General features: G+C 64.0%; 24 protein-coding genes and 1 other RNA gene. 1 reads left to right on the top strand and 24 read right to left on the bottom strand.

Annotation, left to right across the window (positions count from 1 at the left end; translation table 11 throughout):
- Nucleotide 1: 1 nt before the first annotated feature.
- The 12 genes from ybeY to NKH05_RS17350 form a co-directional block, all read right to left on the bottom strand.
- Entirely contained in the window at nucleotides 2–499 is a 498-nt protein-coding gene (gene ybeY / locus NKH05_RS17405) for an rRNA maturation RNase YbeY (RefSeq protein WP_352483242.1), read from the bottom strand.
- 17 nt (nucleotides 500–516) lie between these two features.
- Nucleotides 517–1,509, bottom strand: a complete 993-nt coding sequence (locus NKH05_RS17400) for a PhoH family protein (RefSeq protein ID WP_023719573.1) — start codon at nucleotides 1,507–1,509, stop codon at nucleotides 517–519.
- Nucleotides 1,510–1,592: 83 nt separating this feature from the next.
- Nucleotides 1,593–3,002: a tRNA (N6-isopentenyl adenosine(37)-C2)-methylthiotransferase MiaB gene (gene miaB, locus NKH05_RS17395; protein ID WP_352549156.1), complete on the bottom strand. Its 1,410-nt coding sequence runs from the start codon at nucleotides 3,000–3,002 to the stop codon at nucleotides 1,593–1,595.
- Nucleotides 3,003–3,065: 63 nt separating this feature from the next.
- Nucleotides 3,066–3,866, bottom strand: coding sequence for a lyso-ornithine lipid O-acyltransferase (olsA, locus tag NKH05_RS17390; RefSeq protein ID WP_353025801.1), 801 nt, complete (start codon nucleotides 3,864–3,866; stop codon nucleotides 3,066–3,068).
- A gap of 21 nt (nucleotides 3,867–3,887) precedes the next feature.
- Entirely contained in the window at nucleotides 3,888–4,382 is a 495-nt protein-coding gene (gene rimI, locus NKH05_RS17385; RefSeq protein ID WP_023719576.1) for a ribosomal protein S18-alanine N-acetyltransferase, read from the bottom strand.
- Complete coding sequence (tsaB, locus tag NKH05_RS17380) at nucleotides 4,382–5,059, bottom strand: tRNA (adenosine(37)-N6)-threonylcarbamoyltransferase complex dimerization subunit type 1 TsaB (RefSeq protein WP_023719577.1); 678 nt, start codon at nucleotides 5,057–5,059, stop codon at nucleotides 4,382–4,384. The genes rimI and tsaB overlap by 1 nt, the downstream gene beginning before the upstream one ends.
- Nucleotides 5,060–5,219: 160 nt before the next feature.
- Entirely contained in the window at nucleotides 5,220–6,326 is a 1,107-nt protein-coding gene (locus NKH05_RS17375) for a DUF1513 domain-containing protein (protein WP_023719578.1), read from the bottom strand.
- A 2-nt stretch (nucleotides 6,327–6,328) separates the two neighbouring features.
- On the bottom strand, nucleotides 6,329–7,405 hold the full coding sequence (locus tag NKH05_RS17370) for an imelysin family protein (RefSeq protein WP_023719579.1): 1,077 nt from the start codon (nucleotides 7,403–7,405) through the stop codon (nucleotides 6,329–6,331).
- Nucleotides 7,405–8,928, bottom strand: a complete 1,524-nt coding sequence (locus NKH05_RS17365) for a di-heme oxidoreductase family protein (RefSeq protein WP_502897175.1) — start codon at nucleotides 8,926–8,928, stop codon at nucleotides 7,405–7,407. The genes NKH05_RS17370 and NKH05_RS17365 overlap by 1 nt, the downstream gene beginning before the upstream one ends.
- A 96-nt stretch (nucleotides 8,929–9,024) precedes the next feature.
- Nucleotides 9,025–9,510 carry a bacterioferritin gene (gene bfr, locus NKH05_RS17360; RefSeq protein WP_023719581.1) on the bottom strand — a complete coding sequence of 162 codons (486 nt, stop codon included), beginning with the start codon at nucleotides 9,508–9,510 and terminating at the stop codon, nucleotides 9,025–9,027.
- Nucleotides 9,476–9,787: a (2Fe-2S)-binding protein gene (locus tag NKH05_RS17355; RefSeq protein WP_084642720.1), complete on the bottom strand. Its 312-nt coding sequence runs from the start codon at nucleotides 9,785–9,787 to the stop codon at nucleotides 9,476–9,478. Before NKH05_RS17355 ends, bfr begins: the two co-directional genes overlap by 35 nt.
- A 55-nt stretch (nucleotides 9,788–9,842) precedes the next feature.
- On the bottom strand, nucleotides 9,843–11,135 hold the full coding sequence (locus NKH05_RS17350) for an imelysin family protein (RefSeq protein ID WP_502900363.1): 1,293 nt from the start codon (nucleotides 11,133–11,135) through the stop codon (nucleotides 9,843–9,845).
- A 423-nt stretch (nucleotides 11,136–11,558) separates the two neighbouring features.
- Between NKH05_RS17350 and NKH05_RS17345 the strand changes: the two genes are divergently transcribed.
- Nucleotides 11,559–12,812 (top strand): NAD(P)/FAD-dependent oxidoreductase, encoded by a 1,254-nt coding sequence (locus NKH05_RS17345; RefSeq protein ID WP_352918025.1) that lies wholly within the window; start codon nucleotides 11,559–11,561, stop codon nucleotides 12,810–12,812.
- 1 nt (nucleotide 12,813) lies between these two features.
- Here NKH05_RS17345 and NKH05_RS17340 read toward each other — a convergent pair whose 3' ends face one another.
- The 12 genes from NKH05_RS17340 to ffs all read right to left on the bottom strand — a co-directional run bounded on the left by NKH05_RS17340 (nucleotide 12,814) and on the right by ffs (nucleotide 25,781).
- On the bottom strand, nucleotides 12,814–14,091 hold the full coding sequence (locus NKH05_RS17340) for a 4-aminobutyrate--2-oxoglutarate transaminase (RefSeq protein WP_352483248.1): 1,278 nt from the start codon (nucleotides 14,089–14,091) through the stop codon (nucleotides 12,814–12,816).
- Between the two features lie 142 nt (nucleotides 14,092–14,233).
- Nucleotides 14,234–14,983 (bottom strand): ABC transporter ATP-binding protein, encoded by a 750-nt coding sequence (locus tag NKH05_RS17335; RefSeq protein WP_352483249.1) that lies wholly within the window; start codon nucleotides 14,981–14,983, stop codon nucleotides 14,234–14,236.
- Complete coding sequence (locus tag NKH05_RS17330; RefSeq protein WP_352483250.1) at nucleotides 14,980–15,813, bottom strand: ABC transporter ATP-binding protein; 834 nt, start codon at nucleotides 15,811–15,813, stop codon at nucleotides 14,980–14,982. Before NKH05_RS17330 ends, NKH05_RS17335 begins: the two co-directional genes overlap by 4 nt.
- Nucleotides 15,810–16,730, bottom strand: a complete 921-nt coding sequence (nikC, locus tag NKH05_RS17325) for a nickel transporter permease (RefSeq protein WP_292653972.1) — start codon at nucleotides 16,728–16,730, stop codon at nucleotides 15,810–15,812. Before nikC ends, NKH05_RS17330 begins: the two co-directional genes overlap by 4 nt.
- A gap of 13 nt (nucleotides 16,731–16,743) precedes the next feature.
- Complete coding sequence (locus NKH05_RS17320; RefSeq protein ID WP_352856734.1) at nucleotides 16,744–17,811, bottom strand: ABC transporter permease; 1,068 nt, start codon at nucleotides 17,809–17,811, stop codon at nucleotides 16,744–16,746.
- Between the two features lie 18 nt (nucleotides 17,812–17,829).
- Nucleotides 17,830–19,473, bottom strand: a complete 1,644-nt coding sequence (locus NKH05_RS17315; protein ID WP_353025800.1) for an ABC transporter substrate-binding protein — start codon at nucleotides 19,471–19,473, stop codon at nucleotides 17,830–17,832.
- A gap of 201 nt (nucleotides 19,474–19,674) precedes the next feature.
- Nucleotides 19,675–20,952, bottom strand: coding sequence for a lytic murein transglycosylase (locus tag NKH05_RS17310; protein WP_353005293.1), 1,278 nt, complete (start codon nucleotides 20,950–20,952; stop codon nucleotides 19,675–19,677).
- A gap of 197 nt (nucleotides 20,953–21,149) precedes the next feature.
- Nucleotides 21,150–21,755, bottom strand: a complete 606-nt coding sequence (gene recR, locus NKH05_RS17305; protein WP_352493754.1) for a recombination mediator RecR — start codon at nucleotides 21,753–21,755, stop codon at nucleotides 21,150–21,152.
- A gap of 383 nt (nucleotides 21,756–22,138) precedes the next feature.
- A complete protein-coding gene (locus NKH05_RS17300) occupies nucleotides 22,139–23,092 on the bottom strand; it encodes a cell wall hydrolase (RefSeq protein ID WP_353025799.1) in 954 nt (317 codons plus the stop codon).
- 290 nt (nucleotides 23,093–23,382) lie between these two features.
- Nucleotides 23,383–23,706 (bottom strand): YbaB/EbfC family nucleoid-associated protein, encoded by a 324-nt coding sequence (locus NKH05_RS17295; RefSeq protein ID WP_023719593.1) that lies wholly within the window; start codon nucleotides 23,704–23,706, stop codon nucleotides 23,383–23,385.
- Nucleotides 23,707–23,738: 32 nt separating this feature from the next.
- Nucleotides 23,739–25,580, bottom strand: a complete 1,842-nt coding sequence (locus tag NKH05_RS17290; RefSeq protein WP_353025798.1) for a DNA polymerase III subunit gamma/tau — start codon at nucleotides 25,578–25,580, stop codon at nucleotides 23,739–23,741.
- A gap of 104 nt (nucleotides 25,581–25,684) precedes the next feature.
- An RNA gene (gene ffs / locus NKH05_RS17285) (signal recognition particle sRNA small type) lies at nucleotides 25,685–25,781 on the bottom strand.
- Between the last annotated feature and the right edge of the window lie 107 nt (nucleotides 25,782–25,888).

The raw sequence follows: 25,888 nt of genomic DNA, 5'->3' as shown, positions 1-25,888 counted from the left end.
ATTACGTGTAGGGATCGGGAATGGCAAGCCTCGCAAGTGCTGCGCGCTCTGTCGCTTCCATCAGTTCCGCTTCGGCGTCGGTTTCGTGATCGTAGCCCAGCAAATGCAGCAGGCCATGGATAACGAGATGGGAGATATGGTCCTCGACCGGCTTGTCTTCCAGTGCCGCCTCGCGCGCGACCGTCTCGGCGGCCAGCACGATGTCGCCGAGCATCGGCGGCAGCGGCCCGCCCCGGGCAAACGGAAAAGCCGGAAAAGACAGGACGTTGGTCGGCTTGTCCTTGCCGCGCCAGCCGGCATTGAGCGTGCGGATATGGGCATCGTCGGAAAAGAGGATGCTGAGCTCGGAACGCCCGTCCGCACCGGTTTCGGCAAAGGCGGCCGAGACGGCATGGTCGACCAGCCGCGTCAGCGTCGTCTCGGCGGGCCAATCTCCGGCCTCGATCGCGATATCGATCTCGACGGGAAGCGGCCCCCCCGCCTTTTGCTCCTCAGCCATGCGGCCGCATAATCATATCAGCCTTCGACACCCAAGCCCCTGGCCAGCTTGCCGTCGCGGTCGTAGGCCTTGACGATCTCGGCGACCAGCGGATGCCTGACGACGTCGCCTTCGTTGAAGCGGACCGTCACCATGCCGGTGACGCCGTCGAGGATTCTCAGCGCCTCGACCAGGCCGGACTTGGTGTTTGGCGGCAGATCGATCTGGGTCGGATCGCCGGTGACGATCATGCGCGAGTTCTCGCCGAGCCGGGTCAGGAACATCTTCATCTGCATGGGCGTGGTGTTCTGCGCCTCGTCGAGGATGACGGCAGCGTGCGCCAGCGTACGGCCGCGCATGAACGCCAGCGGCGCGATCTCGATGACCTCGGCGGCAATCGCCCGCTCGACCTTGTCGGCCGGCATCATGTCGTAGAGCGCGTCATAGAGCGGCCGCAGATAAGGATCGACCTTCTCCTTCATGTCACCCGGCAGAAAGCCAAGCCGTTCGCCGGCCTCGACCGCGGGGCGCGACAGCACGATGCGTTCGACCATGCCGCGTTCGAGCAGCATTGCCGCATGCGCCACCGCCAGATAGGTCTTTCCGGTGCCGGCCGGGCCGATGCCGAAGACGAGTTCCGACCGCTCCAGCGCGCGCATATAGGCGTCCTGGTTCAGCGAGCGGGCATAGATCGTCTTCTTGCGTGTCGATATCTGGGCGGCAGACACCTTGCCCTTGCGCTCCAGTGTCGGCAGCGTCAGTTGGTCGTCGGCGGCGATCGCCATGCGCACAGCGCCGTCGACATCGGACTGGCCGATATCGGTGCCTTTCTGCAGAATTCCGTAAAGATTGTCCAAGGCGCGGCGTGCCTGCTCGGCCGCCGAGGAAGAGCCTTTGATGGTCAATTGATTGCCGCGCGAGCGGATGTCGACGCCGAGCTTCTGCTCGAGTCTGGCCAGATTCTCGTCGAATTGGCCGTAAAGGGCGCTGGCAAGCTTGTTGTTGTCGAAAGTCAGTACGATGTGCGCCATATCCGAGGCCCCCGAGGGTAGGTTCTGGGGCAGGTTCTTCACTTCAGCAGCGCTCAACCGTCTCTCCTCATCTGCCGAGACCTTCAGGCCAATTCGGCGAACAGGCTGTTGTAGCCCGTCTTCGTGATTCGTACCTGGATAATGTCACCGATTTCGCCGGCCATTTCATCAACAATAACCGGCTGCAGCCAGGGCGAGCGGCCAACCTTCTGACCGGCCTGGCGGCCCGGCTTTTCGATCAGCGTGTCGATGGTCCTGCCGATCAGGCTTGCGCCGAAATCCTGCTGCTGTTTCAGCAGTAGCGCCTGCAGCCGCTGCAGGCGCTCGTCCTTGACGGCCTCCGGCACGTGATCACTCATCTCGGCGCCCGGCGTGCCGGGGCGCAGCGAATATTTGAACGAAAAGGCCGAGGCATAGTTGACGTCTTGGACCAACTGCATGGTCGCCTCGAAATCGGCTTCCGTCTCGCCGGGAAAGCCGACGATAAAATCGCCCGACAGCGCAATGTCGTTCCGTGCGGCACGGATGCGGTCGATCAACGTCAGATAGTCCTTGGCCATATGTCTGCGGTTCATCGCCTTGAGTATGCGGTCGGAGCCGGATTGCACCGGTAAATGTAGATAGGGCATCAGCGTAGGCAAATCACGATGGGCGGCGATCAATTCATCGTCCATGTCGCGCGGATGACTGGTTGTGTAGCGCAGACGCGCCAGGCCCGGAATCTCGGCCAGCCTGAACAGCAGCCGGCCAAGGCCCCATTCTGCGCCGTTTTCACCTCTTCCATGCCAGGCATTGACGTTCTGGCCGAGCAGCGTCACCTCGCGCACGCCGGCATCCGCCAGGCGCTCGGCCTCGGCGACGATCTGTGCCACCGGCCGCGAGACTTCCGAGCCGCGTGTGTAGGGCACGACACAGAAGGTGCAGAACTTGTCGCAGCCTTCCTGAACGGTCAAGAACGCCGTCACGCCGCGCCTGATCAGTTCGGCGCGCTTCGGCTGCGGCAGATGCTCGAACTTGTCCTCGACGGCATAGTCGGTCTCGACGATCTTTTCGCCGCTCCGCGCCCTCGCCAGCACACCGGGCAGCCGGTGGTAGGTCTGCGGGCCGATGACCAGATCGACGGCCGGCGAGCGGCGGATGATCTCGGCACCCTCGGCCTGCGCCACGCAGCCGGCGACGCCGACCAGCATTTCGCGCCCGGCCTTAGCACGTTCCGCCTTCAACTCACGGATGCGCCCAAGTTCCGAATAGACTTTTTCCGCCGCTTTCTCGCGGATGTGGCAGGTGTTGAGCAGCACCAGATCGGCCTCGCCGATAGCGTCTGTCGCGGCATAGCCGTCGGCCGCCAGCGCATCGGTCATGCGCTGCGAATCGTAGACGTTCATCTGGCAGCCATAGGTCTTGACGAAGACCTTTCTGGTCGCGGCAGGCAGAACGACTAGGTTTTCGGCGGCAGCGCCGATGTCGTCGCGTTCTATCGTGTTCAATTCCATTTCGCGGCTTCTAGCGCCTTTCCCTGACAAAAAACAGACGAATCTGGCCGGAACCTGCGCGGCTTACCGGCTTGGGCGCGGTTCGGCGAGAGCCGCTTGTACCATCTCGCGCACCTGGCGTTCCATCTGCTTTGCCGTTTCCTTGCGGCTGGAGCCCTTGGAGAAAGCAATCGCCTCGCCAAAATGCACCTCGACGTCGAGGGCGCCCTCGGCCATCAGCACCTTCAGATGCGGCATCAGCTCTTCATCGCCGATCCAGGCGGCAACCGGCCGATGCCGGCGGCCGAGCGGCACGCCATGCAGGCGCGTATAGACGATCGCCACCGGCTGGATGAAGACCTGTTCGGCCGCCCCTTCCGCAATCGCCATTGTAGCGGCGCCGAACAGCGTACTCTTGAACGGCAGGATCATGTTGCCGTCGCCGGTCGAGCCTTCGGCAAACAGCACCATGGCGTCGCCCTTAGCCATGCGGCCGGCGATCTCGCTCGCCTGGTCGCCCGACGAACGTTTGCGGTCACGTTCGATGAAGACAGTGCGCTGCAGCTTCGACAGCATGCCGATCAACGGCCAGCCGGCCATGTCGGCCCTGGCGATGAACGTCACGTCGACCATCGACCCCAGTACCATGATGTCGGTCCAGGAGATGTGGTTGGCGGCAATCAGCAATGGGCGCTGGCCGGACAGCGCCCCCTTGACATGGATGCGCAGCCCCAGCGCCCTGACGATCATCCTGTGCCAGATCTTCAGGATGAAGGTCTCGCGCCAGAGCCCGGTCCTCATCGACAGGACCTGCAGCGGCACAAGCACCAATGAGCCGACGACAACCAGCCCCAGCGCCAGGAAAATCCTGATTTTTCCGATCATCCGCACCACCCCGGCGTTTGGCTAGCGAAGATCACGGCGCATGACAAGCGCGCCGGTCGGGCCGTGTTCCGGCGATTTGTAATAGTTGGCGCGCTTGCCGACCTCGCGGAAGCCAAGCCGCCGATAGAGCGCGATCGCAGCGACGTTGGTCTCGTCGACCTCGAGGAAAAGTGCCTCGGCGCGCTGTGCGTGCAATTCGCGCAGCACCGCATCCATCAATTGCCAGCCGAGCCCCCGGCGCCGATGCGAGCGTGCCACCGCGACCGTCAGGACCTCCCCCTCGCCGGCCGCCAGCCGCGCCAGCACGAAGCCGACCGGCGGCTTGGCGCCCTGTCCGGTCTCGCGCGCGGCATAGCCGAACACGGTGTCCTGCTCGAGCAGTGCGGCGAATTCGTCGTCGGTCCACGGCCGCGCGAAATCCTCGCGATGCAGCACCGACATGGCCGCGCTGTCGGCAATTGTCAGCGGCTCGAGCGCATAGTCCCTGCGGCGCGGCTGGAGGAACGGAATGCGCATCAGTTTTTTTGCCTCGATAAAACAAAGCCGGCCTGCGGCTTGGCGTCGGCGCCGCGCAGATAGAGCGGTTTCGGCTTTTCGCCCTCGCCCTTGGCTGCGGCCCGATGGGCATAGACGGCGATGTCGGCGGTGGCCGCCGTCCCGCCGAGATCGAAGCTGCGTCCGGCCGCCGCGGCAATTTGGGTTGCCGCCGTGCCCGCCAGAACCGGAGAGATGTCGGTCGCCATGGCTGCGGCTTGCGAGAGCGTGGTCACAGCCGGACCATAGATCAGAACCGACCTCTCATCGTAAAGCGCCGCATGGATCTCCTCGCGGCCTGCATCGAGCGCGGCGAGCACGGCGCGGCGGGGAAATATCGCTGCGGCCTCTGCGGCCAACGCCTCCAGAGTCGTCACGCCGATCGCGGGGATTTTCAGCGCCAGCGCAAGGCCGCGCGCCGCCGAGACGCCGACGCGCAGACCGGTGAAGGAGCCCGGACCGGTCGCAACGGCAATGGCGCCGAGGCCGGTAAAGTCCGTTCCGGCCGCCTTCAACGCCCCTTCGATGACACCCATCAGATGCTCGGCATGACCCTTGCCGAGATCGAGCACCGAACGGCCGAGTTCTTTCCCGGCCGCCGCGTCGTAGACGCAGGCGGCGCAGAGATTGGCGGCACAGTCGATGGCAAGCAACTTCATGAAGCGCCCGGTTGAGACAGTTTCGAAAGCAGCCTCCCTCTGCCCGCCAGGGCTGATCCCCGCAAGGGGAATATCCACAAATCTTCAGGCGACTTGCTTGGAGTGTGGGTCCAAGAAGGTAAGTTTCGACGAACGCAACTGCCACAAACCGTTGCCAGGATTAGCCGATCTGCTCGATACGCAGCACGTGATTGTCCCAGACATAGTCCGGCTCGGAACGGATCGTGCCACCGCCCTCGACAATTTCGCCGGCGCCCGTCGTCGCCATGAAGCTTTTCCCATCGGGCGCCACGCCACAGACCTCGACCAGCGCCTTGGTAGCGACGATGCGGCTGCTGGCGGTGTCGATCACGGCAAGCGAATTCCCTTCAGGCGAAGACACGGCGATGGTGCCGGCGGCAGGGTTGGCGGCGACCGAGCCGATATAGTTCCTGAAGCCGGAGAGCACGTCTTGCGACATGTCGAGCAATTGCAAGTCCTTGCCGCGCGGCGCGCGGCCGACCAGCGGGGGACGATCGGTACCCGGCCCCCTGTATTGACAGCCGAACCAGACGGTGCCGGACCGGTCGGCATCCATATGGCGGATCGACAGTTGGTGCAGCGCCGGCGGCAATTCGTGCTTTTCGGTGAGATCGCCGGTAAGGCGGTCGACCAGAACATAGGACGGCTTCATCGTTGCGATATTGAGCTCTGCGCGGCCATAATCCGGATGCGTCTCGATGCCGCCATTAGCCACAGCAATCGTCCTGCCATTGGAAAGCAGCAAAAGCTCGTGTGGGCCCATGCCGTAGGTCGGGAACTCGCCGATGCGCTTGAATTTCGCATGCGCGTCATAGACGCCGACCACGCCGGCGGCATTGTCGAAATCGTTCTCGGTGGCGTAGAGCAGCGTGCCGTCGGCCGAGAACACGCCATGGCCGAAAAAATGTCGGCCGGCAACGCTGGCAATGGTCTGCGGTTCATCGCGGCCGGTATGGTCGAAGACGACAGCAAAGGTCCCCGGCTGCCTGGCAAACACCACCGACCGCTTCGACACCGGGTCGAAAGTAACGTCGTGGCCCCGATCGGGCAGATCGATCGTGTGCAACAACTTGCCGGCCTCGGACAGGACGGCCGCGCCATAGCTGCCGTCGCGCTTGACGAAAGCGGTGGCGAAGACCGCGTCGGCGTCGAGTGTCTTTGCCCAGGCCGACGGCGCCATCGCCGCTACGAAACCAGCGCCTGCGGCCCTCAGGAAATCGCGCCGATCGATCAGCGGCGTCCTCATGATCAGTCGCCGTCCAGTGACGAGAACCCGGCGGTCAGGCCAAATTCGGCGGTCAGCCTGGTTCCGATCAGGGTCGTCAGGCTGGATGTCACCAGCGAGAAATAATCGAGCTTGCGGCGCAGCGCCGGATCGGCAAGTGCCTTGTCGATCGGACCCCTGATCGCCTTGGCCGCCTCGATCCCGTTGGTGAGCTGGATGTGAACCGATTCCGCCATCCAGCGCGCATCGGGCGGCAGCGCGTCGCCAAGCTGCGAGGCCTGGAACAGCGCGTCCATGCCCGCCAGGTTCCCGGTCAGCGAGCGGGCGGTGTTTTGCGAGCGCCAATAGATCGCCTGTTTCGGTTTGTCGGCCTCCGGCTTGGCGCCCAGGAAGCCTTTCAGGCGCACGTCGCGCACCATTTTCAGCTCGTTGATGAAGACGCCGACCAGTTCGGTCACCGCTTCGGTGCCGCCGTGATAGAGCGCGTTCTGCGGACCCGGATTGGCCCAGAGCGCGGCAAAACCGTCGGGCTTGGTCCAGGCATCGCTGACCTCGCCGGCGATTGCCTCGATATTGCCGGCAATGGCCGCACCGTAGGCGCAGCGATAGGCGGCGTCCCTGCCGGCCAATTGATCGGCGCCGTCACCATGGAGCACGAATTCCAGTGCGCCGAGCCCTTGCATGGCGACGCTCTTTGTCGCCAGCTGGGCCGGATCGGCGGCTGTCGGATCCTTGCCGGCAAGTGCTGCCTGCACCTGCTTCAGGCCGATGCTCTTGCGGTCCGGCCAAAACAGCATGCGCTCAAGCCGGTTGTTTTCGGAGATCGGCCCGAAACGGATGATTTCCACCACCGACCAGGCATCCACGACACCCGAGAATTCGGCGCGTGCCGCATCGAGATTGTCTTGCGAGGGCGCCTGGCAAAGCGCGTGCATGATCTTCGCCAAGCTGTCCGCATGGTCATGCAGCCTGGCATAGGCCGGGCGGACGAAGCCGTCGGTCGCCCGCTGGATCACATCCGAAGCCTTCACCGCCGCGGATGCTGGCAGCGCACCGTTGAGGACCAGCAGAGCGAGCGCAAGCGCAAGACGCTTCGGCATCAGAGCGACTCCAGAAATTTGATCAGCGCATCGCGATCGGCCGCATCAGCGGCGGCAAAGCGGTCACGCGCCTTCTGGCCCTCGCCGCCATGCCACAGGATCGCCTCGGCCAGGCTGCGCGCGCGCCCGTCATGCAGGAAGAAGGTGTTGCCGCTGACGGTCTGGGTGAGCCCGATGCCCCACAGCGGCGGCGTGCGCCATTCGCTTCCCGTGGCCTCGCCCACCGCCTGCCCGTCGGCAAGGCCTGGTCCCATGTCGTGCAGCAGGAAATCGGAATACGGCCAGATCAGCTGGAAGGCCTGCGCCTTATTCGGGGTGCCGCGACGGGTGACGAATTTCGGCGTATGGCAGGAGATGCAGCCCATATCGTAGAACAGTTTTTTGCCGGCGAGCACGTCCGGTCTGTCGAGACCGCGCCGGGCCGGCACGGCAAGGTTTTGCGAATAGAAGGTAACGAGGTCCATGATCGGCGGCGGCGCTTCGACCGGACCGAGGCGCTCCTGCACGCCGTTAGGCAGGGCAAGGCAGGTCTTTTCTCCGGAGGTGCAATCGCCCCAGTGCTTCGGCACCTCGGGCGTCGAAATGCCGATATCACCGGCAAAAGCGTCCGCCGATTGCTGGCGGATCGATGCCGCCTGCGCCTTCCAGCCGAAACGGCCGAGCGTCAGTTCACCGCTGCTGCCGTCACGTATTATGTTGGGCCTGCCGGAAATCCCGTCACCATCGCGGTCGGCCGCATCGGCACGCGCAAGGATGTCGGCAGGAGCGATCTGCTCGACCAGGCCGAGGCCGATCATCGGCGGCGTCATGCGCGGCGACAGCGTGGTGTGCGGGTCGAGCGGCCCGTAGGCGAGGCCCTCGACCGAATAGCTCGGCTTGCGCAGCGACACCGTGCTGCCATCCGCCAATTTCACCTTCTCGTCCTGATAGTCGACATGCATCCTGCCCTCGCCCTGCAGGCCGGGTACCGCCAATTCCTGCAATTGCGTGCCATAGACCGGGTCGGGGAAGTTGAGCACCTTGTGATCGGCGAGCGCGGCTTCCTCCTCCTCGGTACTGGCTTGCCTTGCCAGGCGCAGGAACATCGAGGTGGTGCCGCTGTCGCCTTGGGGCGGATGGCCGCGGCCGTCCTTCAGATGACAGTTCTGGCAGGCGCGCTCATTGAACAGCGGACCGAGCCCATCCGAGGCCTGTGTCGAGGATGGCGAGGACACCCAGTTCTTGCGGAAGATGGCGTTGCCGAGCTTGAAGGTGCCCTCTTCCTCGAAGCTGATGTTGGCAGAGGATTGCGAGAAGGCGTCCTTGTTGACGTCCTTCTTCGAGGTGCCGGCGCCGCCCTGCATTAGCTCGAATTGCTCGGGCTTGGAGAAATCGCTGGTCGGCCTGGTAATGGCGATGACGCGCGCCAGATCCTTCGGCGTCAGATCGGTGCGGCTGGTAGCAAGGCCCGCCGGTTGCGGCGCTCCGGCCAGCGCCGAGGCTGTGAGCGTCGCCACCACGGCAAGAAAAGCGCCGCGAACCATTCCGTATCGCGGTTTCTTCTGAGGCGGCAGGCCGCAATGCTCGGCCGGCCGCAAGCGGCGCATGAAATCTAGGGGGCGCCGCATTCCTGCATGTCCTTATTCCGCCTCGTCGGCCGATGCCGCGTTGAGCTGGCCGTATTTTTCCTCGCCGATCGAGGCCAGCAGATCGAGTTGCGTCTCGAGGAAGTCGATGTGACCTTCCTCGTCAGTCAGCAATTCCTCGAACAGCTTCATCGTCACGTAGTCGCCTGCCTCGTTGCAGATCTCGCGCGACCGCTTGTAGGCAGTGCGCGCGTCATATTCGCCGGCAAGATCGGATTCGAGCACTTCCTTGACATTCTGCCCGATGCGCAACGGCGCCACGGACTGCAGGTTCGGATGGCCCTCGAGGAAAATGATGCGCGCCACGAGCCGGTCGGCATGGTGCATTTCCTCGATCGATTCGGCGCGTTCCTTCTTCGCCAGCTTGGCGTATCCCCAGTCTTCCAGCAGCCGGAAATGCACCCAGTACTGATTGACCGCTCCAAGTTCCAGAAACAGAGCCTCGTTAAGCCGCTCTATGATCTGCTGTTCGCCTTTCATGGGTTCTGCTCCCGTATTGGACGCGCAGGCCTCTGACGCGATCCAGGTGTGAAACGATGTCCACGCCGCTCGCCGCCGAGCGGGTGTGGTAATTTTCGGTGACCCGAATGATCGTTTCGACCACATTTGGGAAGCAGCCGCAACAGCGACCGCGCTTGTGCATGGCATGATAGACCTTCGCCGGCACGATAAGCTGCCAAGGGTCCTCATCCAGCAGTTCGACGATCGTCTGCTCTATCTCCTTTTCGGTGATGATGTTGCAATGGCAGATCAGCATTTGGCGCTCTGGCTGACGGCGCTCATTGCACCGCGTGGCTGGTGGTTTCGATAGTTTACTGGAACACCTTGTCCGGTGAATCGAGGCTGTCCGAGCCCTCGAAGGCTATGGCATTGAGCTTCAGGGTACCGACGGCGCGTTCGATCGACTTGGTCTGATCGACCAGCGCCTCGATCGCCGCCTGCACGGTGGCATTGCCTTCCGTGTTGCCCTCTCCGATCTGCTGGTCATAGGCCTCGCCGGCAAGCGCCCGCGCCTTGATGGCCTCCATCTTGGCGACGGTGACATCCAGTTTGTCCGATAATTCCTTGTCGATCGCCGGATCGGCCGCCTTGACCATGTCGGCCACCGACGGGCCCTCGACGACAGTGCCGTCAAGCCGCGTGTAGCTGCCGCGATAGGCGGCGCGGATGCCGACGGCGTCATTGAGATGGGAGTTGTAAGTGTTGTCGGAGAAACAATCGTGCTCCTCTTCCGGATCGTGCAGCAAGAGGCCGAGCTTCATCCGCTCGCCGGCGAGCTCGCCATAGGACAGCGAGCCCATGCCGGTGAAGATGGTCGAAATGGCGGCGTTCGGCTCGCCATCGACAAGGTTCTTGCGGGCGGCGCCGCCTTCCTTCCAGTCGTAGACCATGTCCTTGAGATCGGAAACCAGAAGGTCGCTCGCCGATTTCAGGTACTGCCCGCGACGGTCGCAATTGCCGCCGGTGCAATTGGCAAGATCGTAATCGGTGTAGGGCCGCTCGCCGGCGCCAGGACCGGTGCCGTGCAGGTCCTGGCCCCATAGCAGGAATTCGATGGCGTGATAGCCGGTCGCCACATTGGCCTCGATGCCGCCGGCTTCCTGCAGGGTGCCGGAGAGGAACTCCGGCGTCAGATTGGTAGCGTCGACCTTCTTGCCGTTGATCTCGATCGACTTGTTGGCGATCACATTGGCGGTATAGAGCGCGTTGGCGTCCGACTCGGTGCCGTAGCCCTTGGCGACATAGTCGATCAAGCCCTCGTCGAGCGGCCAGGAGTTCACCTTGCCTTCCCAGTCATCGACGATCGCATTGCCGAAGCGATAGACCTCGGTCTGCTGATAGGGAACGCGCGATGCCTTCCAGGCCTCGCGGGCGGCGTTCAGCGTTTCGGCCGATGGCTTGGCGAGCAGTGCATCGACAGCCTTGTCGAGCGCCTCGGCCGTGATCAGCGAATCCTCGTATTTGGCGAGCGCAATGTCGGAATAGGTCTTGATGACCGCCTTAGCATCGGTTTGCGCCTTGGCCGGCAGCACGAACACCGCCGCCGTGAGCATCGCGGTGGCGCCGATCGCCGCAAGCCTGCCGCCATACCGCGCCGTGATCATCGTTCTCATGACTGTCTCTCCTCGGGAATCAATGAAATGCCGGCGCCGCGGCGGGCAGTTGCCAGCGGGCAAAGAAGGGTCGCGCCATCGCGCGGTTCGCGGAAGAAAGACACCGAAATGCCTCCAATCGAAAGGGTTCAAGGCCCAGACATCAAAGGGATGCGCTGACGCGCGAGCTTCCATAAAACGGCGAAGACGCGGGATGTCAACTGGTGGCGTAGAAAAAATTCAATTGAAACAATAGTTTAGAATTATTCTAAACTAGAACTGTCAACTTTAACACCGATCTATCAGGAATGCCGCCGCATGAAGCGATTGACAGGCGGCCGTTCCGGGTGCGACCCGGATCGGCACTCTTGCGGCGGCACCGGACAATCGCCACCTGGCGGGACGTCCTAGATTTGGATGAGGAATCGGGCTGTTATGAAGAACGGGGTTGTCATTGTCGGTGCGGGTCATGCGGGCGTGCAAGCGGCTGCCAGCCTGCGCGAAGAGGGCTATGACCGGCCGGTGATCCTGATCGGCGACGAAAACGAATTGCCCTACCACAAGCCGCCGCTGTCGAAGACCTTCATCAAGGATCAGCAAGCAAAGCCGCAGCCGTTGCGCGGCGAGGCTTTTTATACCGGCAGCGCCATAGACTACCGGCCAGGCCTCCGGATCGAGCGCCTCGATGTAGGCGGCCGCCGGCTGGAGATATCGGGCGGCGGCGTGCTGCCGTTCGAGCGGCTGGTCCTCGCCACCGGCGCGCGGCCGCGCCTGCTGCCGCTGCCGGGTTCGGAGCTTTCCGGCGTTGTGTCGCTGCGCTCGCTCGGCGATGCCCGCCTGATCCGCGAATTGAGCGCGCAAAGCGAGGAGGCCGTCATCCTGGGCGGCGGCTTCATCGGCCTGGAGATTGCCGCGACGCTCACCGCCGCCGGCCGCAAGGTCACGGTGGTCGAGGCGATCGACCGACTGCTCGGCCGCGCCGTGGCGCCGGTCATCGCCGGCCATGTGCGCAAGCGGCTGGAAGCCACCGGTGTGCGCGTCCTCACCGGCACCACCATCGAACGGCTGGAGGGCGAGAACGGCCGTGTTTCGGCTGCAATCACCTCGTCCGGCGAGAGATTGCCGGCACAGATGGTCGTCATCGGCATTGGCGTCGTGCCGAATGTCGAATTGGCCGAAGCCGCCGGTATTGCCATCGCGAACGGCATCCGCGTCGACCAGCAGATGCGCACGTCGGTGCCGGAAATCCTCGCCATCGGCGACGCCGCCTCCTACCGGCACTGGTTCACCGGCGGCGATGTGCGGCTGGAATCGGTGCAGAACGCCACAGACCAGGCGCGGCTCGCCGCGCGCACCATCATCGGCCATGCCGACAATTACTCGGCGGTGCCGTGGTTCTGGTCCGATATCGGCGACATGAAGCTGCAGATGGTCGGCCTGATTGCGGGCGGCGACAGCCATGTCGTGCTGGGCGACGTGGCCGAAAACAAATTCTCGATCTACCACTACGCCGCAAGCCGGCTGCTCGGCATCGAATCGGTCAACCGGCCCGGCGACCATATGCTTGGCCGCAAGATGCTCGGCGCCGGCTTTTCGCCGTCGCCGCAGATTGTCGCGACCGGGCCCGACGGGCTGAAGGCGGCGCTCGCCGCCTTCCAGCAGGCAGAGCCTGCAAGAGCGGCCGGATAGCTCAGGCGGCGCGAACTTCGCGGATCGAGCTTTCGAGGATGTCGAGCGCTTCGTTCATGACGGCGTCCTGGATGGTGATCGGCGCGAGGAAGCGGATGACGTTGCCGTAGACGCCGCAGGTCAGCAGGATCAGGCCCTTGTCGAGCGCCTTCAGCCGCACCGCATTGGCGAGTTCCGACGACGGCAGCCCCTTCGTCACATCGTTGAACTCGACCGCGTTCATGAAGCCGGGTCCTCGGATATCGACAATCTCAGGCGCTTCGTCGCGGATCGATTGTAGGCGCTGCTTCAGACGGTTGCCTAGCGTGTTGGCGCGGTCGCAGAGCTTCTCCTCATCGATGACGTCGAGCACCGCATGCGCCGCGGCGACGCCGATCGGGCTGCCGCCATAGGTGCCGCCGAGCCCGCCGGGGCTCGGCGCATCCATGATCTCGGCACGCCCGGTGACGGCCGCCAGCGGGAAGCCGCCGGCCAGGCTCTTGGCCATGGTGGTGATGTCGGCCGCCACCTCGTGGTGGTCCATGGCAAACATCTTGCCGGTGCGGGCAAAGCCGGTCTGCACTTCGTCGGCGATCAACAGCATGCCGTGCTGGTCGCAGATCTTGCGCAATGCGGTCATGAAGTCGCGCGGCGCCTCGTAGAAGCCGCCCTCACCCTGCACCGGCTCGACGATGATGGCGGCGACGCGGGCCGGATCGACATCGGCCTTGAACAGCCGGTCAAGCGCGGCCAGCGAATCGGCGACCGAGACGCCGTGCAGCGCCACCGGGAACGGCGCATGGAAGACGTCCGCCGGCATGGCGCCGAAGCCGACCTTGTAGGGCACGACCTTGCCGGTCAGCGCCATGCCCATGAAGGTGCGGCCGTGAAAGCCGCCGGAAAAGGCGATGACCGCCGGCCGGCCGGTGGCATTGCGGGCGATCTTGATCGCGTTCTCGACCGCCTCGGCGCCGGTGGTGACGAAAATCGTCTTCTTGTCGAACTTGCCGGGGAGCATGCCGTTCAGCCGTTCTGCCAGCCTGATATAGCTCTCATAAGGCACGACCTGGTAGCAGGTGTGGGTGAAACGGTCGAGCTGCGCCTTGACCGCTTCGATCACCCTAGGGTGACGGTGGCCGGTGTTGACGACAGCGATGCCGGACGAGAAATCGATATAGCGGCGGCCTTCGACGTCCCAGATCTCCGAATTTTCGGCGCGATCGGCATAGATCTGAGTGGTCATGCCGACGCCGCGGGAAATCGACTGGTTCTTGCGTTCGGAAATGGCTGAATTTGTCATCGTACCCCTCGCCGGGCCGGCGCCCGCTCTCGTTTGATGGCTGTTGAGACTCTTCTGGGCTTATTTCAGTTTTTCCTCAAGTTGGCACCGCCGCCGGGCGATTGGGCCTGCCGGTCGGCGTCAGCAACCGAACGCCCGTCGCTCATGCCGTCCTGACAAACCCCTCGCTGGCCCTCAGCAAATTGCGCGTATAATCCTTGGTGACACGGCGTTCGACAAGATCGTCCGCCGTCAGATTCTCCATCGCTTCGCCGTTCTGCATCACCATCAGCCGCTCGCACATGTGAGTGATGATAGCGAGGTCGTGGCTGACCATCAGGAAGGTCAGCTTGCGGCGCCGCCGGATCTCCTCCAACAGGTTCAGCACTTCGGCCTGCACCGAAGCGTCGAGCGCCGAGGTGGGTTCGTCGAGCAGCAGGATCGAGGGTTCGAGGATCAGGGCGCGCGCGATCGCCACGCGCTGGCGCTGTCCGCCCGACAATTGATGCGAATAACGGAAGCGGAATCCAGTGCCCAGGCCGACCTCGTCCAGCGCCCGCTGGATGCGCTTTTCACCGTCAGCGAAGCCGTGAATGGCGAGTGGCTCCTGCAGCAGGCGGTCGACGGTCTGGCGTGGGTGCAGCGAGCCGTACGGGTCCTGGAACACCATCTGCACCTCGCGATAAAACGCCTTGTCGCGGCGCGCGCCGAGCGTTTTGCCGTTGACGGTAATGGTGCCTGATGCGGCCGGCGCCAGGCCGGCGATTGCCCTGAGAAGGGTCGACTTGCCGGAGCCGGATTCGCCGACGAGGCCGAACGATTCACCGGATTGCACCTCGAGGCTGACGCCTTTCAGCGCGCGGAAGCGGTCGAACATCACCTCCAGCCTGTCGACGGAAAGGGCTGCCGTCATGCCGCCCACTCCGGCTTGCGGTCGAGCACCGGCAACGGGTGGCGGTCGGCGCCGATCTTGGGCATGCAGTTGAGCAGGCCGCGCGTATAGGGATGCTGGGCGCGGCCGAGCTCCGAGGCCTTGAGCTGTTCGACGACCTTGCCGGCATACATGACGATGACACGATCGCAGAAGGACGAGACCAGGCGCAGATCGTGCGAGATGAAGATCAGCCCCATGCCGCGCTCGCTGACCAGCCTGTCGAGGATGCCGAGCACGTCGAGCTGCACGGTGACGTCGAGTGCCGAGGTCGGCTCGTCGGCGATCATCATCTCCGGCCCGGCGATCAGCATCATGGCGATCATGGCGCGCTGGCCCATGCCGCCGGAAACCTCATGCGGATGCAGGTCGAAGACACGGGCCGGATCGCGGATCTGCACAGCCTCCAGCATGGCAAGCGCGCGCTCGCGGGCTTCGGCCTTGGAGACCTTCTCATGCGTGCGCAGCGTCTCGACGATCTGGCGGCCGATGCTCATCACCGGGTCCAGCGAATATTTCGGATCCTGCAGGATCATGGCGATACGCTTGCCGCGCAGCGCCCGGCGCTCGCGCGGCGAGGCGGCCAGCAGGTCGATGCCGTCGAAAGCGAGCGTCTTCGCGGTCACCTCGGCCTGCGGCGGGGTCACTCCCATGATGGCGCGGCCGGTCTGCGATTTGCCCGATCCGCTCTCTCCGACGATGCCGAGCCGCTCGCGGCCGAGCGAGAAGGAAACGCCGCGCACCGCCTCGATCAGGCCGGTGCGCGTCGGGAAGGTAACGCGCAGGTCGTCGACTTCGAGAAGCGTGCTCATTGGTCACCGCTTCGGGGATCGAGCGCGTCGCGCAGGCCGTCGCCGAGCAGGTTGAAGCCGAGGCTGACGATGAGGATGGCAAAGCCCGGCGCGCCCGCCACCCACCACTGGTCGAGCACGAAGCGGCGGCCCGACGCAATCATCGCGCCCCATTCCGGCAGCGGCGGCTGCGCGCCGAGGCCGAGGAAGCCGAGGCCGGCGGCGGTCAGGATGATGCCGGCCATGTCGAGCGTCACCCTGATGATCAGCGAGGAGATGCAGAGCGGCATGATGTGGCGGAGCACGATGCGGAACGGCGAGGCGCCCATCAGCTGCACCGCCTTGATGTAGTCCGAATTGCGCACCGTGAGCGTTTCGGCGCGCGCAATGCGGGCATAGGGCGGCCACGAGGTGATGGCGATGGCGAGCACGGCGTTTTCGATGCCGGGGCCGAGCGCGGCGACGAAGGCCAGCGCCAGGATCAGCTTCGGAAAGGCGAGAAAGATGTCGGTGATGCGCATCAGGATCGCATCGGTCCAGCCGCCGGCATAGCCGGCGACGGTGCCGACCAGCAAGCCGATGGGCGCGGCGATGATGGCAACCAGAATGACGACGTACAGTGTCCAGCGCGAGCCGAAGATGATGCGCGAATAGATGTCGCGGCCGAGATCGTCGGTGCCGAACCAGTGCGCGGCACTCGGCGCCAGCAGCCGCGAGCCCTTGAGGTCGCCGAATGTCGGCGAATAGGGCGCCAGCACATCGGCGAAGGCCGCGACCACCAGTAGGGCGATGATGATGAGCAGGCCGGCAAACGCCAGCCGGTTGGCGGAGAAGCGCCGCCAGGCCACGTAGGCGCGGCCGAGCCTTGCCTGCACGCGCGACGCCGGCCGCTCGCTGAGCAGCCAGTCGCGGCGGGTTTGAATCGCTTCCGTGCTCATCCTGCCTTCGTCCTCATCCTGCCTTGGTCCTGGGATCGAGCACCCGGTAGAGCAGGTCGGAGAATAGATTGATGGCGATGAAGACCGAGCCAATGATGATGGTGCCGCCGAGCACGGCATTCATGTCGGCGTTCTGCAGCGAGTTGGTGATGTAGAGGCCGATGCCCGGCCACGAAAACACCGTCTCGGTCAGCACCGAGCCTTCGAGCAGCCCGGCATACGACAGAGCGATCACCGTAACCATCGGCACCGCGGCGTTGCGCAGCGCGTGACCCCAGATGATGCGCGTTTCGGACAGGCCCTTGGCTCGTGCCGCGACGATATATTCCTGGGTGAGTTCGTTCAGCATGAAGGAGCGCGTCATGCGGCTGATATAGGCGAGCGAGAAATAACCGAGCAGCGAGGCCGGCAGGATGATGTGGCGGAAGGCATCGGCAAATACGTCCCACCGCCGCTGCCAGAGTGCATCCAGCAGGTAAAAGCCGGTAATCGGCGTGAAGGTGTATTCGTAGACGACATCGAGGCGGCCGGGAAAGGCGACCCATTGCAGCTTGGCGTAGAACAGAACCAGCGCCAGCAGCCCCAGCCAGAAGATCGGCACGGAATAGCCGACAAGGCCGATGATCCGCACGACCTGGTCGATGACGCTGCCGCGCCGCACCGCGGCCAGCACGCCAAGCGGCACGCCGATCACCGAACCGATCAATGTTCCCAGCGTCGCCAGTTCGAGCGTCGCGGGAAAGGCGCGGCGGATATCGGTCATCACCGGATTGGTGGTCAGCACCGAGGTGCCGAAATCACCGTTCAGGGCATGTTTGACATAGATGTAGAACTGCTCGACCAGCGGCAGGTCGAGGCCCATCTCGCGGCGCGTTCGTTCGACGACATTGGCCGGCGCCCGGTCGCCGAGCACCGCCAGCACCGGGTCGATCGGGATGACACGGCCGATGAAGAAGGTCACCGCGAGCAGACCGAGATAGGTCGTTATCGCGATGACCAGGAACCGGGCGATCGATGAGGCCACGGCAACGGCGCGGGCGCCGCCGCGCCCTGCCGTCACTTCGCTTTCAGCCACACTCATACGGCGCGTCCGCCGGCGTCACTCCTTCGAGACGGGGCCGACGAAGTTGGTGTCGAAGCTCGGGCCGAGCGCAAAGCCCTTGAGGTTCTTGCGCAGGCCGGCCACTTCCAGCTGCTGGTGGATGATGACGAAAGGACTGGTGTCGAGGATCTTCTTCTCGAGATCCTGGTACATTGTGGCGCGCTTGGCCGCGTCCTTCTCGAGCAGGGCGGCCTCCGTTTGCTTGGTCAGGTCCGGAATGTCCCAGGCGTTGCGCCAGGCCAGCGTCTTGGTCTTGCCTTCATCCGAATTGTCCGGGTTGCTGGCAAAGGTCTGCGCATTGGAATTCGGGTCGAAATAGTCCTGGCCCCACTGGCCGATATAGATGTCGTGGTTGCGGGCGCGGTATTTGGTCAGCGTCTGCTTGCCGTCGCCGGGGATGATCTCCAGCTTGATGCCGGCCTGTCCCAACGTCTGCTGGATCGATTCCGCCATGCCCGTCGTCGGCTGGCCGGTGCGCACGTCCATGGTGACGCTGAAGCCGTCGGCGAGACCCGCCTTGGCGAGCAGTTCCTTGGCCTTGGCGACGTCGAACTTGAACGGATTTTCGTCCAGCTCGCCGAGTACGCCCTTGGGCAGGAAGGTCTGATGGATCTCGCCGATGCCCTTGAGGATGGTCGTGCTCAAGGCATCGTAGTCGACCAGATATTTGAACGCCTGGCGAACCTCGGGCTTGGCGAGGTTCGCGTTCTTCTGATTGAGGCTGATGTAAAAGACCGTGCCCTTGGGGGCTGAGGTGGTGGTGAGGTCGGCATTCTTGGCAATCGCGTCGAGGTCGTTCGGCTCGAGATTGCGGGCGACGTCGATATCGCCGGCTTCCAGCGCCAGGCGCTGGCCCGAGCTTTCCTTCATGTTGCGATAGATGACACGGGCAAGCTTGGCCTTCTCGCCGTAGTAATTGTCGTTGCGCTCCATAACAACGGCCTCGTTGGCCCGCCATTCGCGCAACTTGAAGGCGCCGGAGCCGGCATAGCCGGTCTTCAGCCAGGCATTGCCGAAGTCATTGTCCCATTTGTAGTCGGCGCTGGGCGTGACCGCGGCGACATGCTCCTTGACCAGCTTGGCGTCGACCACCGAGGCGACCGTCGCCGACAGGCAGTTCAGCACGAAGCTCGGCGCATAGGCCTTGTCGACGGTGAACTGGAACGTCGTATCATCAACGGCCTTCGCCTTCTCGGTGACATTGCCGCCATCGATGCCGAACTGGCCGATGATGAAGGCCGGGCTCTTGTCGAGCTTGATGGCGCGCTCGAACGAATAGGCGACGTCCGCCGCCGTGATCGGATTGCCGGAGGCGAATTTGAGGCCGGGCTTGAGCTTGAACGTGTAGGTCAGGCCGTCGTCGGAGACGCTCCAGCTTTCCGCGAGATCGCCCTTGACCTTGGAGGTGTCGCTGAGGTCGAGGCGCACCAGAAGATCGTAGGTGTTGCCGGTGATTTCGGCGGTCGACAATTCGAATGCCTCGCCCGGATCCATGGAGATGATGTCGTCGATGGCGAAACCTTCGACCAGCGTGTCGGCGGGCGTGACCGCGAAGGCAGGCGCAGCGGCCAGAAGCAGCGCGGACATGGCCGCGCCCGCGAGCAAGAAGCGGGAGCGTAGAGCAAACTTTTCCATCATCATTTTAACTGTTCCCTGTTTTTGTTGACCTGAGTTCCCGGCTCAGGGTTGTGGCATTTTCTTGCCGCGTCGAACGGTGATCCCCGGACCATTGTCTTGGCAATTTTTGTGCAGTTCCGGCTCACCATATCCGGCGGTTTCGAGCGCGGCAACGAGCATTTGCAGAACGGTCGATTGGGCCAGACCGGCGGTGCGAAAACCCGGCTATTTCAGCGCGGTAACCAGGTCGGCGTCGGGAAAGCAGGTAGCGGAACGGCCGTTTCTGGCCTGCCATTTGCCGATCGAGCGGCGCGTCTTGAAGCCGGGCAGGCCGTCGGCGCTGCCGACATCATAACCCTTTGCCTCCAGCGCCCGCTGCAGGGCGGCGATGTCGGAGCGGTAGAGCCCGCCGACCGCGCCCCAATTGCCCGAGAAATTGCTGTCGCCATGGGCGATGCGATCGGCGCCATGGCCGATGAACAGGGCATAGAGATCGCTGGTGTTGTACTGCTTCAGCACGTAGAAATTGGGGGTCACGATGAAGGCCGGGCCGCTGCGCCCGGCCGGCATCAAAAGAAAACCTTCTGCCTTCAGTTCACTCGCCGGGAATGGTTTACCCGACACACGCCTGATACCCATATCAGCCCATTGCGAAATCTTCTTGCCCTGGTCGGGACCTTCGAGCGAGCACGAGACGCTGTCCGGTATCGTCACCTCGAAGCCCCAGCCGCGGCCCCTGACCCAGCCATAATGCACGAGATAATTGGCGATCGACGCCAGTATGTCGGGCCTCGAATTCCAGATGTCGGTGCGGCCGTCGCCATCGAAATCGACGGCATGCTTCAGAAACGACGTCGGCATGAACTGCGGCTGACCGAGCGCACCGGCCCAGGACGATTTTATCGCGCCGACCGGGGCAAGCCCGCGCTCGACGATCTCGAGCGCCGCCAGCAGCTCGGTGCGGAAGAATTCTTTCTTCGTCGACATGAACGCCTTGGTGCCCAGCACCTCGAAGGCGTCGTAGGGCAGCTTTGCCGCACCGAAGCCGCTCTCACGGCCCCAGATCGCCAGCAGCACTTCGCCGGGCACGCCATAGCGCTTCTCGATCGCCGCAAGGGTCCTAGCGTTGGCCGCCTCGCGGGTGCGGCCGCCGGCGGTGACCGCGCGAACTATCTTTTCGGCGAAATAGGCGCCCGGCGAACCGAACTCGGCCTGATGCTGCTTCCGCGGCGTCGTCGCCTTCTCGCCCGGCAGCACCAGGTCGGGCAGCTTGAGGTTCGGCTTGACGCCGTCGAAGGCGGCATCGAAGGTTTTCCTGGAGATGCCTTTGGCATTGGCTTCGGGCCAGAGGTCGTTGCCAAGCCAGGCGCGGAACTGGTCGTCGATTTTTGCCGCGGAGACGGGGGTGGCGAGGAGGAAGGCGGCAAGTGCGGCGAGAAGAAACGCGACGGCTATTTTGTGAAAGCAGCGATCCGTCCCACCCCCCTCTGTCCTGCCGGACATCTCCCCCGCAAGGGGGGAGATTGGCTGTCGCCTCTGCTTCCGCCAATTTTCGACGTTGAAAGATTGGCGGCGAGATTGACGCTGCCGATCTCCCCCCTTGCGGGGGAGATGTCCGGCAGGACAGAGGGGGGTGTGACAGAGTGCCCGCCTTAAAAAATGCGCAGCAGCCATCATCCGCACTCTCCCCGCCACTCGCCTCAAAACGCCGTCCGCGAGCGCAGTGCGGCGGCCAGCGTGCCTTCGTCGAGATAATCGAGCTCGCCGCCGACCGGAACGCCATGCGCCAGCCGCGTCACCTTGATGTCGAAGCCGGAAAGCTGGTCGGTGAGGTAGTGCGCGGTGGTTTGGCCCTCGACCGTGGCGTTGACGGCGAGGATCACTTCCTTGACTTCGCCGCCGGCGACGCGATCGACCAGCGAACGGATGTTGAGCTCATCAGGACCAATGCCGTCGAGCGGCGACAGCGTACCGCCGAGCACATGGTAGCGCACGTTCATGGCGGTCGCCCGCTCCAGCGCCCAAAGGTCGGCCACGTCCTCGACGACGATGAGCGTGGTGGGGTCGCGGCGCGGGTCGGTGCAGATCATGCAGGGATCGGAGGTGTCGACATTGCCGCAGGTCGAGCAGATGCGCACCTTGTCGACCGCCTCGCCCATGGCGGCGGCGAGCGGCGCCAGCAGCTGCTCCTTCTTCTTGATGAGGTGGAGCGCGGCGCGCCGTGCCGAACGCGGGCCGAGCCCCGGCACCTTGGCCAGCAGCTGGATCAGGCGTTCGATCTCGGGACCGGCGATTCGCTTCGACATCGCACCGGTTTAGACCATGATCCCGAAAAGTGGAAACCGGTTTTCGGAAAAGATCATGGTCAAACAAGACGATAGAGTCCCATTCCGATCTATCGGAATGGATCAGGCTCTAGGATTTTTCAACGGGTTTTGGAACACTGCTGAGGCGCGGGATGTTCGATGCGCAAAGAGGCAATCGCTTTAGGTTTGTGCCGCCCCTCATTGCCCTGCCGGGCATTTCTCCCCGTATAGTGACGGGGAGAAAGGGCCGACCGTGACCCTCGGCACCCTTTTTTGCGACGCCGGAAATTGGCGAAATCCTTGGCCACAGCGTCCTTCTCCCGTCACTATACGGGGAGAAGATGGCGGCAGCCAGATGAGCGGCGGCGCCGACGTTGACCGTCTCAGTTTTCTTCCAGCGGCCGGGTCTGGCCGGCGATCATCGCGCCGATGGCGTCGGTGTTCTCGGGCGTCGCCTCGAACGACATTGTCGGCTCTGCCGGCGCTGCCTCGAAGGAGGTGACAGGCCGTGCGCTCGCGGTCCCACCGAAACGGGCCGCATCGGGCTCCTGCATTGGTTCTTGCAGCGCCACCAGCACCGGCTTCTCCTGGGTGGGCTTCTCTGGGGCCGCCCTCTCCGGGGTCGCCATCCCGGCAGTCGCCCTTGTCTGCTTTGCCGGCTGCGATGCGGCGGCGGTCACATAGGTCGCCTTGGCGAATGTCGGCTTGGCGTCGCGTGCCGGCTCGGCCGAGGCGACAAGTATGGCCTGAGCGGCAGGCGCTTGCGACTTGGCCTGGGCCACGGCGACCACCGGCTCGTCCGGCAGCGGCTGCCAGTTGCGACCGCGCTTTTCGTAAAAGGCGTTGCCGCCGGCAACCATGGTGTAGTGCATGTTCTTGTAGGGGAAGCGCAGGCCGGCGGTGTGGAAGAACATCGTGTTCTTCAGCTTGGCTTTGCGCTCGCCCTTGAGCACCGCCGCGGCGGCTTCCTCGACATCGGGCATCGCCTTCGAATTCATCGGCCGCGTCATGACGCCCGGCGCGAATTGGCCGCGCTCGCCAACGACCTGGCAGATGGTGTTGCCATGCTTGCCGGACCGCAGCCGGTTCATCACCACCGTGCCGACCGCAATCATGCCGTCACGGCTCGACCGGTTGGACTCGAAGAACATTGCCCGCTCCAGGCACTCCTTTTCCTTCGGCGTGGAATTGTAGGAGCGCGAGCTCAGGAAACCCGGCGTAATGGCATCGGTCAGGCTGGACATGCCGTGCGAGGCGGTCTGACTGCAAGCGGCCAAAAACAGCGGCGAGATAACGACGCCGAGCCGCAACGGCGTCTTCCATCGGGTAGAGATCAACAGGCGTCCCCTCATTCTGCTGCCAGCCCGCCCCTGGTTGCGGCAAGAATGAGACACTTTCAGGCAAAAAGATGGCTAAAGCGTTATTAAGTGTGGGGAGTTGCCTAATAGACACAGCTGGCGGAAGAGCAAGCACTGGCTGCTGCACTCTTCGGCCACTGTAACGGCATACCGATTGACTAAAAGCGCGTCGCGTTCGACCGGCTTCAGGCGACGCGCTTTGCGTTCTTGTTTCGATGCATGTCGTTACCGCAAAACCGCTGCACACTTTTGCGCGACATGCATTAGCCTTAGAAGGGCAGTTTCATTCCCGGCGGGATCGGCAGTCCCGCGGTCAGCGCCTTGGTCTTTTCCTGCATGGTTTGCTCGACCTTGGTCCTGGCGTCGTTGTGGGCAGCGAGAAGCAGATCCTCGAGAATCTCGACCTCGTCCTCCTTGAACAGCGACGGGTCGATCTTCAGCGACTTCATCTCGAATTTGCCGGTCAGCGTCACGCTGACCAGGCCGCCGCCGGCCTGTCCGGTGGCTTCCAGCGTGGCGATCTCATCCTGCATGGCCTGGAACTTGGCCTGCATTTCCTTTGCCTTGCCCATCAGGCCGAGAAGATCTTTCATCGCACGGTCCTTTGCAGTTGGTGCCGGTTGTTTCAGGTTTCGTCGTCGTCTGCCGGCGGCTCGACCGGCACTTCGCCCTCGGCCGCATCGGCCTCCGGCGCGTCGGGAATGCGCACGTCGATGATCTTGGCGCCGGGAAAGCGCGCCAGGATGGCGGCGACCGTCGGATCGCTCTTGGCATCGAGGAAGGCATTTTCGCGCTTTGTCGATTCCATCTCGGCCAAGGTCTGGCCGCCCTCTTCCTTCGACAGCGACACCAGCCAGTTGCGGCCGGTCCAGGCGCGCAATTTGGCGGTCAAATCGTTGAGCAGCATCTTCGGCGCATCGTCGGTCAGGCTGACGTCGATACGGCCGGGCTCGATGCGCACCAGGCGCACGCAACGCTTGACCAGCACCTTGAAGGCCATGTCGCGCTGGACGTCGGCAAGGGCAACAATGTCGGCCAGCGATTTCACCGCCACCGGCGGCGCCTCGACCACCGGCTCCGGCGGAGCAACGAAATTGGTCGGCACCGGCTCGGGCTCGACCAGGCGCATCGACTGCGCGCCGCCATTGGCCGTCGGCATCCGCGTCTGCGCCACGGCACCGGCACCACCGCTTGCAGGCCCATGGCTTGCGGGGCCGGGGCTTGCGGGGCCGGGGCTTGCCGGCGCGCCATTCGCGCGCGGCGCGGAGCCGGGCAGCGAAACGCCGCTCTCCAGCGATCTCAGCGCCTCGTCCAGCGTCGGCAGGTCGGCGGCATGCGCCAACCGGATCAGCACCATCTCGGCGGCGCTGACTGGACGGTTGGAAGTCTGCACCTCGGGAATGCCTTTCAAAAGCATCTGCCATGTCCGCGACAGCACCTTGACCGACAGCGTCCTGGCGAAATCGGCGCCGCGCCGGCGCTCGTCCTCGGACAGCGAGGCGTCGTCGACAGCAGCCGGCACGAAGCGCAGACGGGTGACCAGATGGTTGAACTCGGCAAGGTCGGTCAGCACCGCGGCAGGATCGGCGCCGGTATCGTACTGGGCACGGAATTCGACAAGCGCGGCGGCGACGTCGCCCTTCATGACATGTTCGAACAGGTCGACGATGCGGGCACGGTCGGCCAGGCCCAGCATGGCGCGGACCGCTTCGGCGCTGACCGCGCCGCCGCCATGGGCGATCGCCTGGTCGAGGATGGACTGCGCGTCACGCATCGAGCCTTCGGCCGCGCGGGCGATCATCGCCAGTGCATCGTCTTCGACTTCGATGCCCTCCAGACCCGCTATCCTCGCAAGGTCGGCCTTGATCATTGCCGCATCGATGCGCCTGAGGTCGAAACGCTGGCAGCGCGACAGGACGGTGATCGGCACCTTGCGGATTTCGGTGGTGGCGAAGATGAACTTGACGTGCGGCGGCGGCTCTTCCAGCGTCTTCAGCAGGCCGTTGAAGGCCTGGTTGGAAAGCATGTGCACTTCGTCGATGATGTAGACCTTGTAGCGCGCCGATACCGGGGCGTAGCGCACGCGTTCGATGATGTCCCTGATGTCGTCGATGCCGGTATGCGAGGCGGCGTCCATCTCGATGACGTCGACATGGCGGCCTTCCATGATCGCCTGGCAATGCTCGCCGAGCACGGCAAGGTCGACTGAAGGCTGGTCGACGGTCGCTGTTTTATAGTTCAGGGCCCGCGCCAGTATGCGCGCGGTCGTCGTCTTGCCGACGCCGCGCACGCCGGTCAGCATCCAGGCCTGGGCGATGCGGCCGGTGGCAAAGGCATTGGTCAAGGTGCGGACCATCGGCTCCTGGCCGATCAGTTCGGAGAAATTCGACGGTCGGTATTTGCGCGCCAGCACGCGATAGGCGGCAGGCTTGTCCGATTTCCCGGCGTCGTTTCCGGCTTCGCTCATTCGCCCGTTAAGCTCCAAGGGCTGCCACTGGAGGCGGCCGATTCCTGCGCATAGTTTCGCCCGCACGGCTTGGCGCCGTCAATGTCGGGGCAAAAGGCGAAGAGGCGGGAGGCTGGAACAATGACCCGTTCCGGGCTCGTTAGGGCTGCTTCCTTCCGGACCTGACCCGGTTGGCGAGTGGACCGTCCACCACCAACCTCCCGGCCTCCATATCGGCAATCCGGCGATGAAATGCAAGTGCGGATGATAGGGCTCGTGCGCGACGGCGAAAGCTGAAACCAAAAACCCGCCTCGGCGGGCGGGTCGTT

Source organism: Mesorhizobium sp. M1399 (assembly GCF_040317735.1).
Lineage (GTDB): Bacteria > Pseudomonadota > Alphaproteobacteria > Rhizobiales > Rhizobiaceae > Mesorhizobium.
This window is presented reverse-complemented; position numbering and strand designations above follow the sequence as displayed.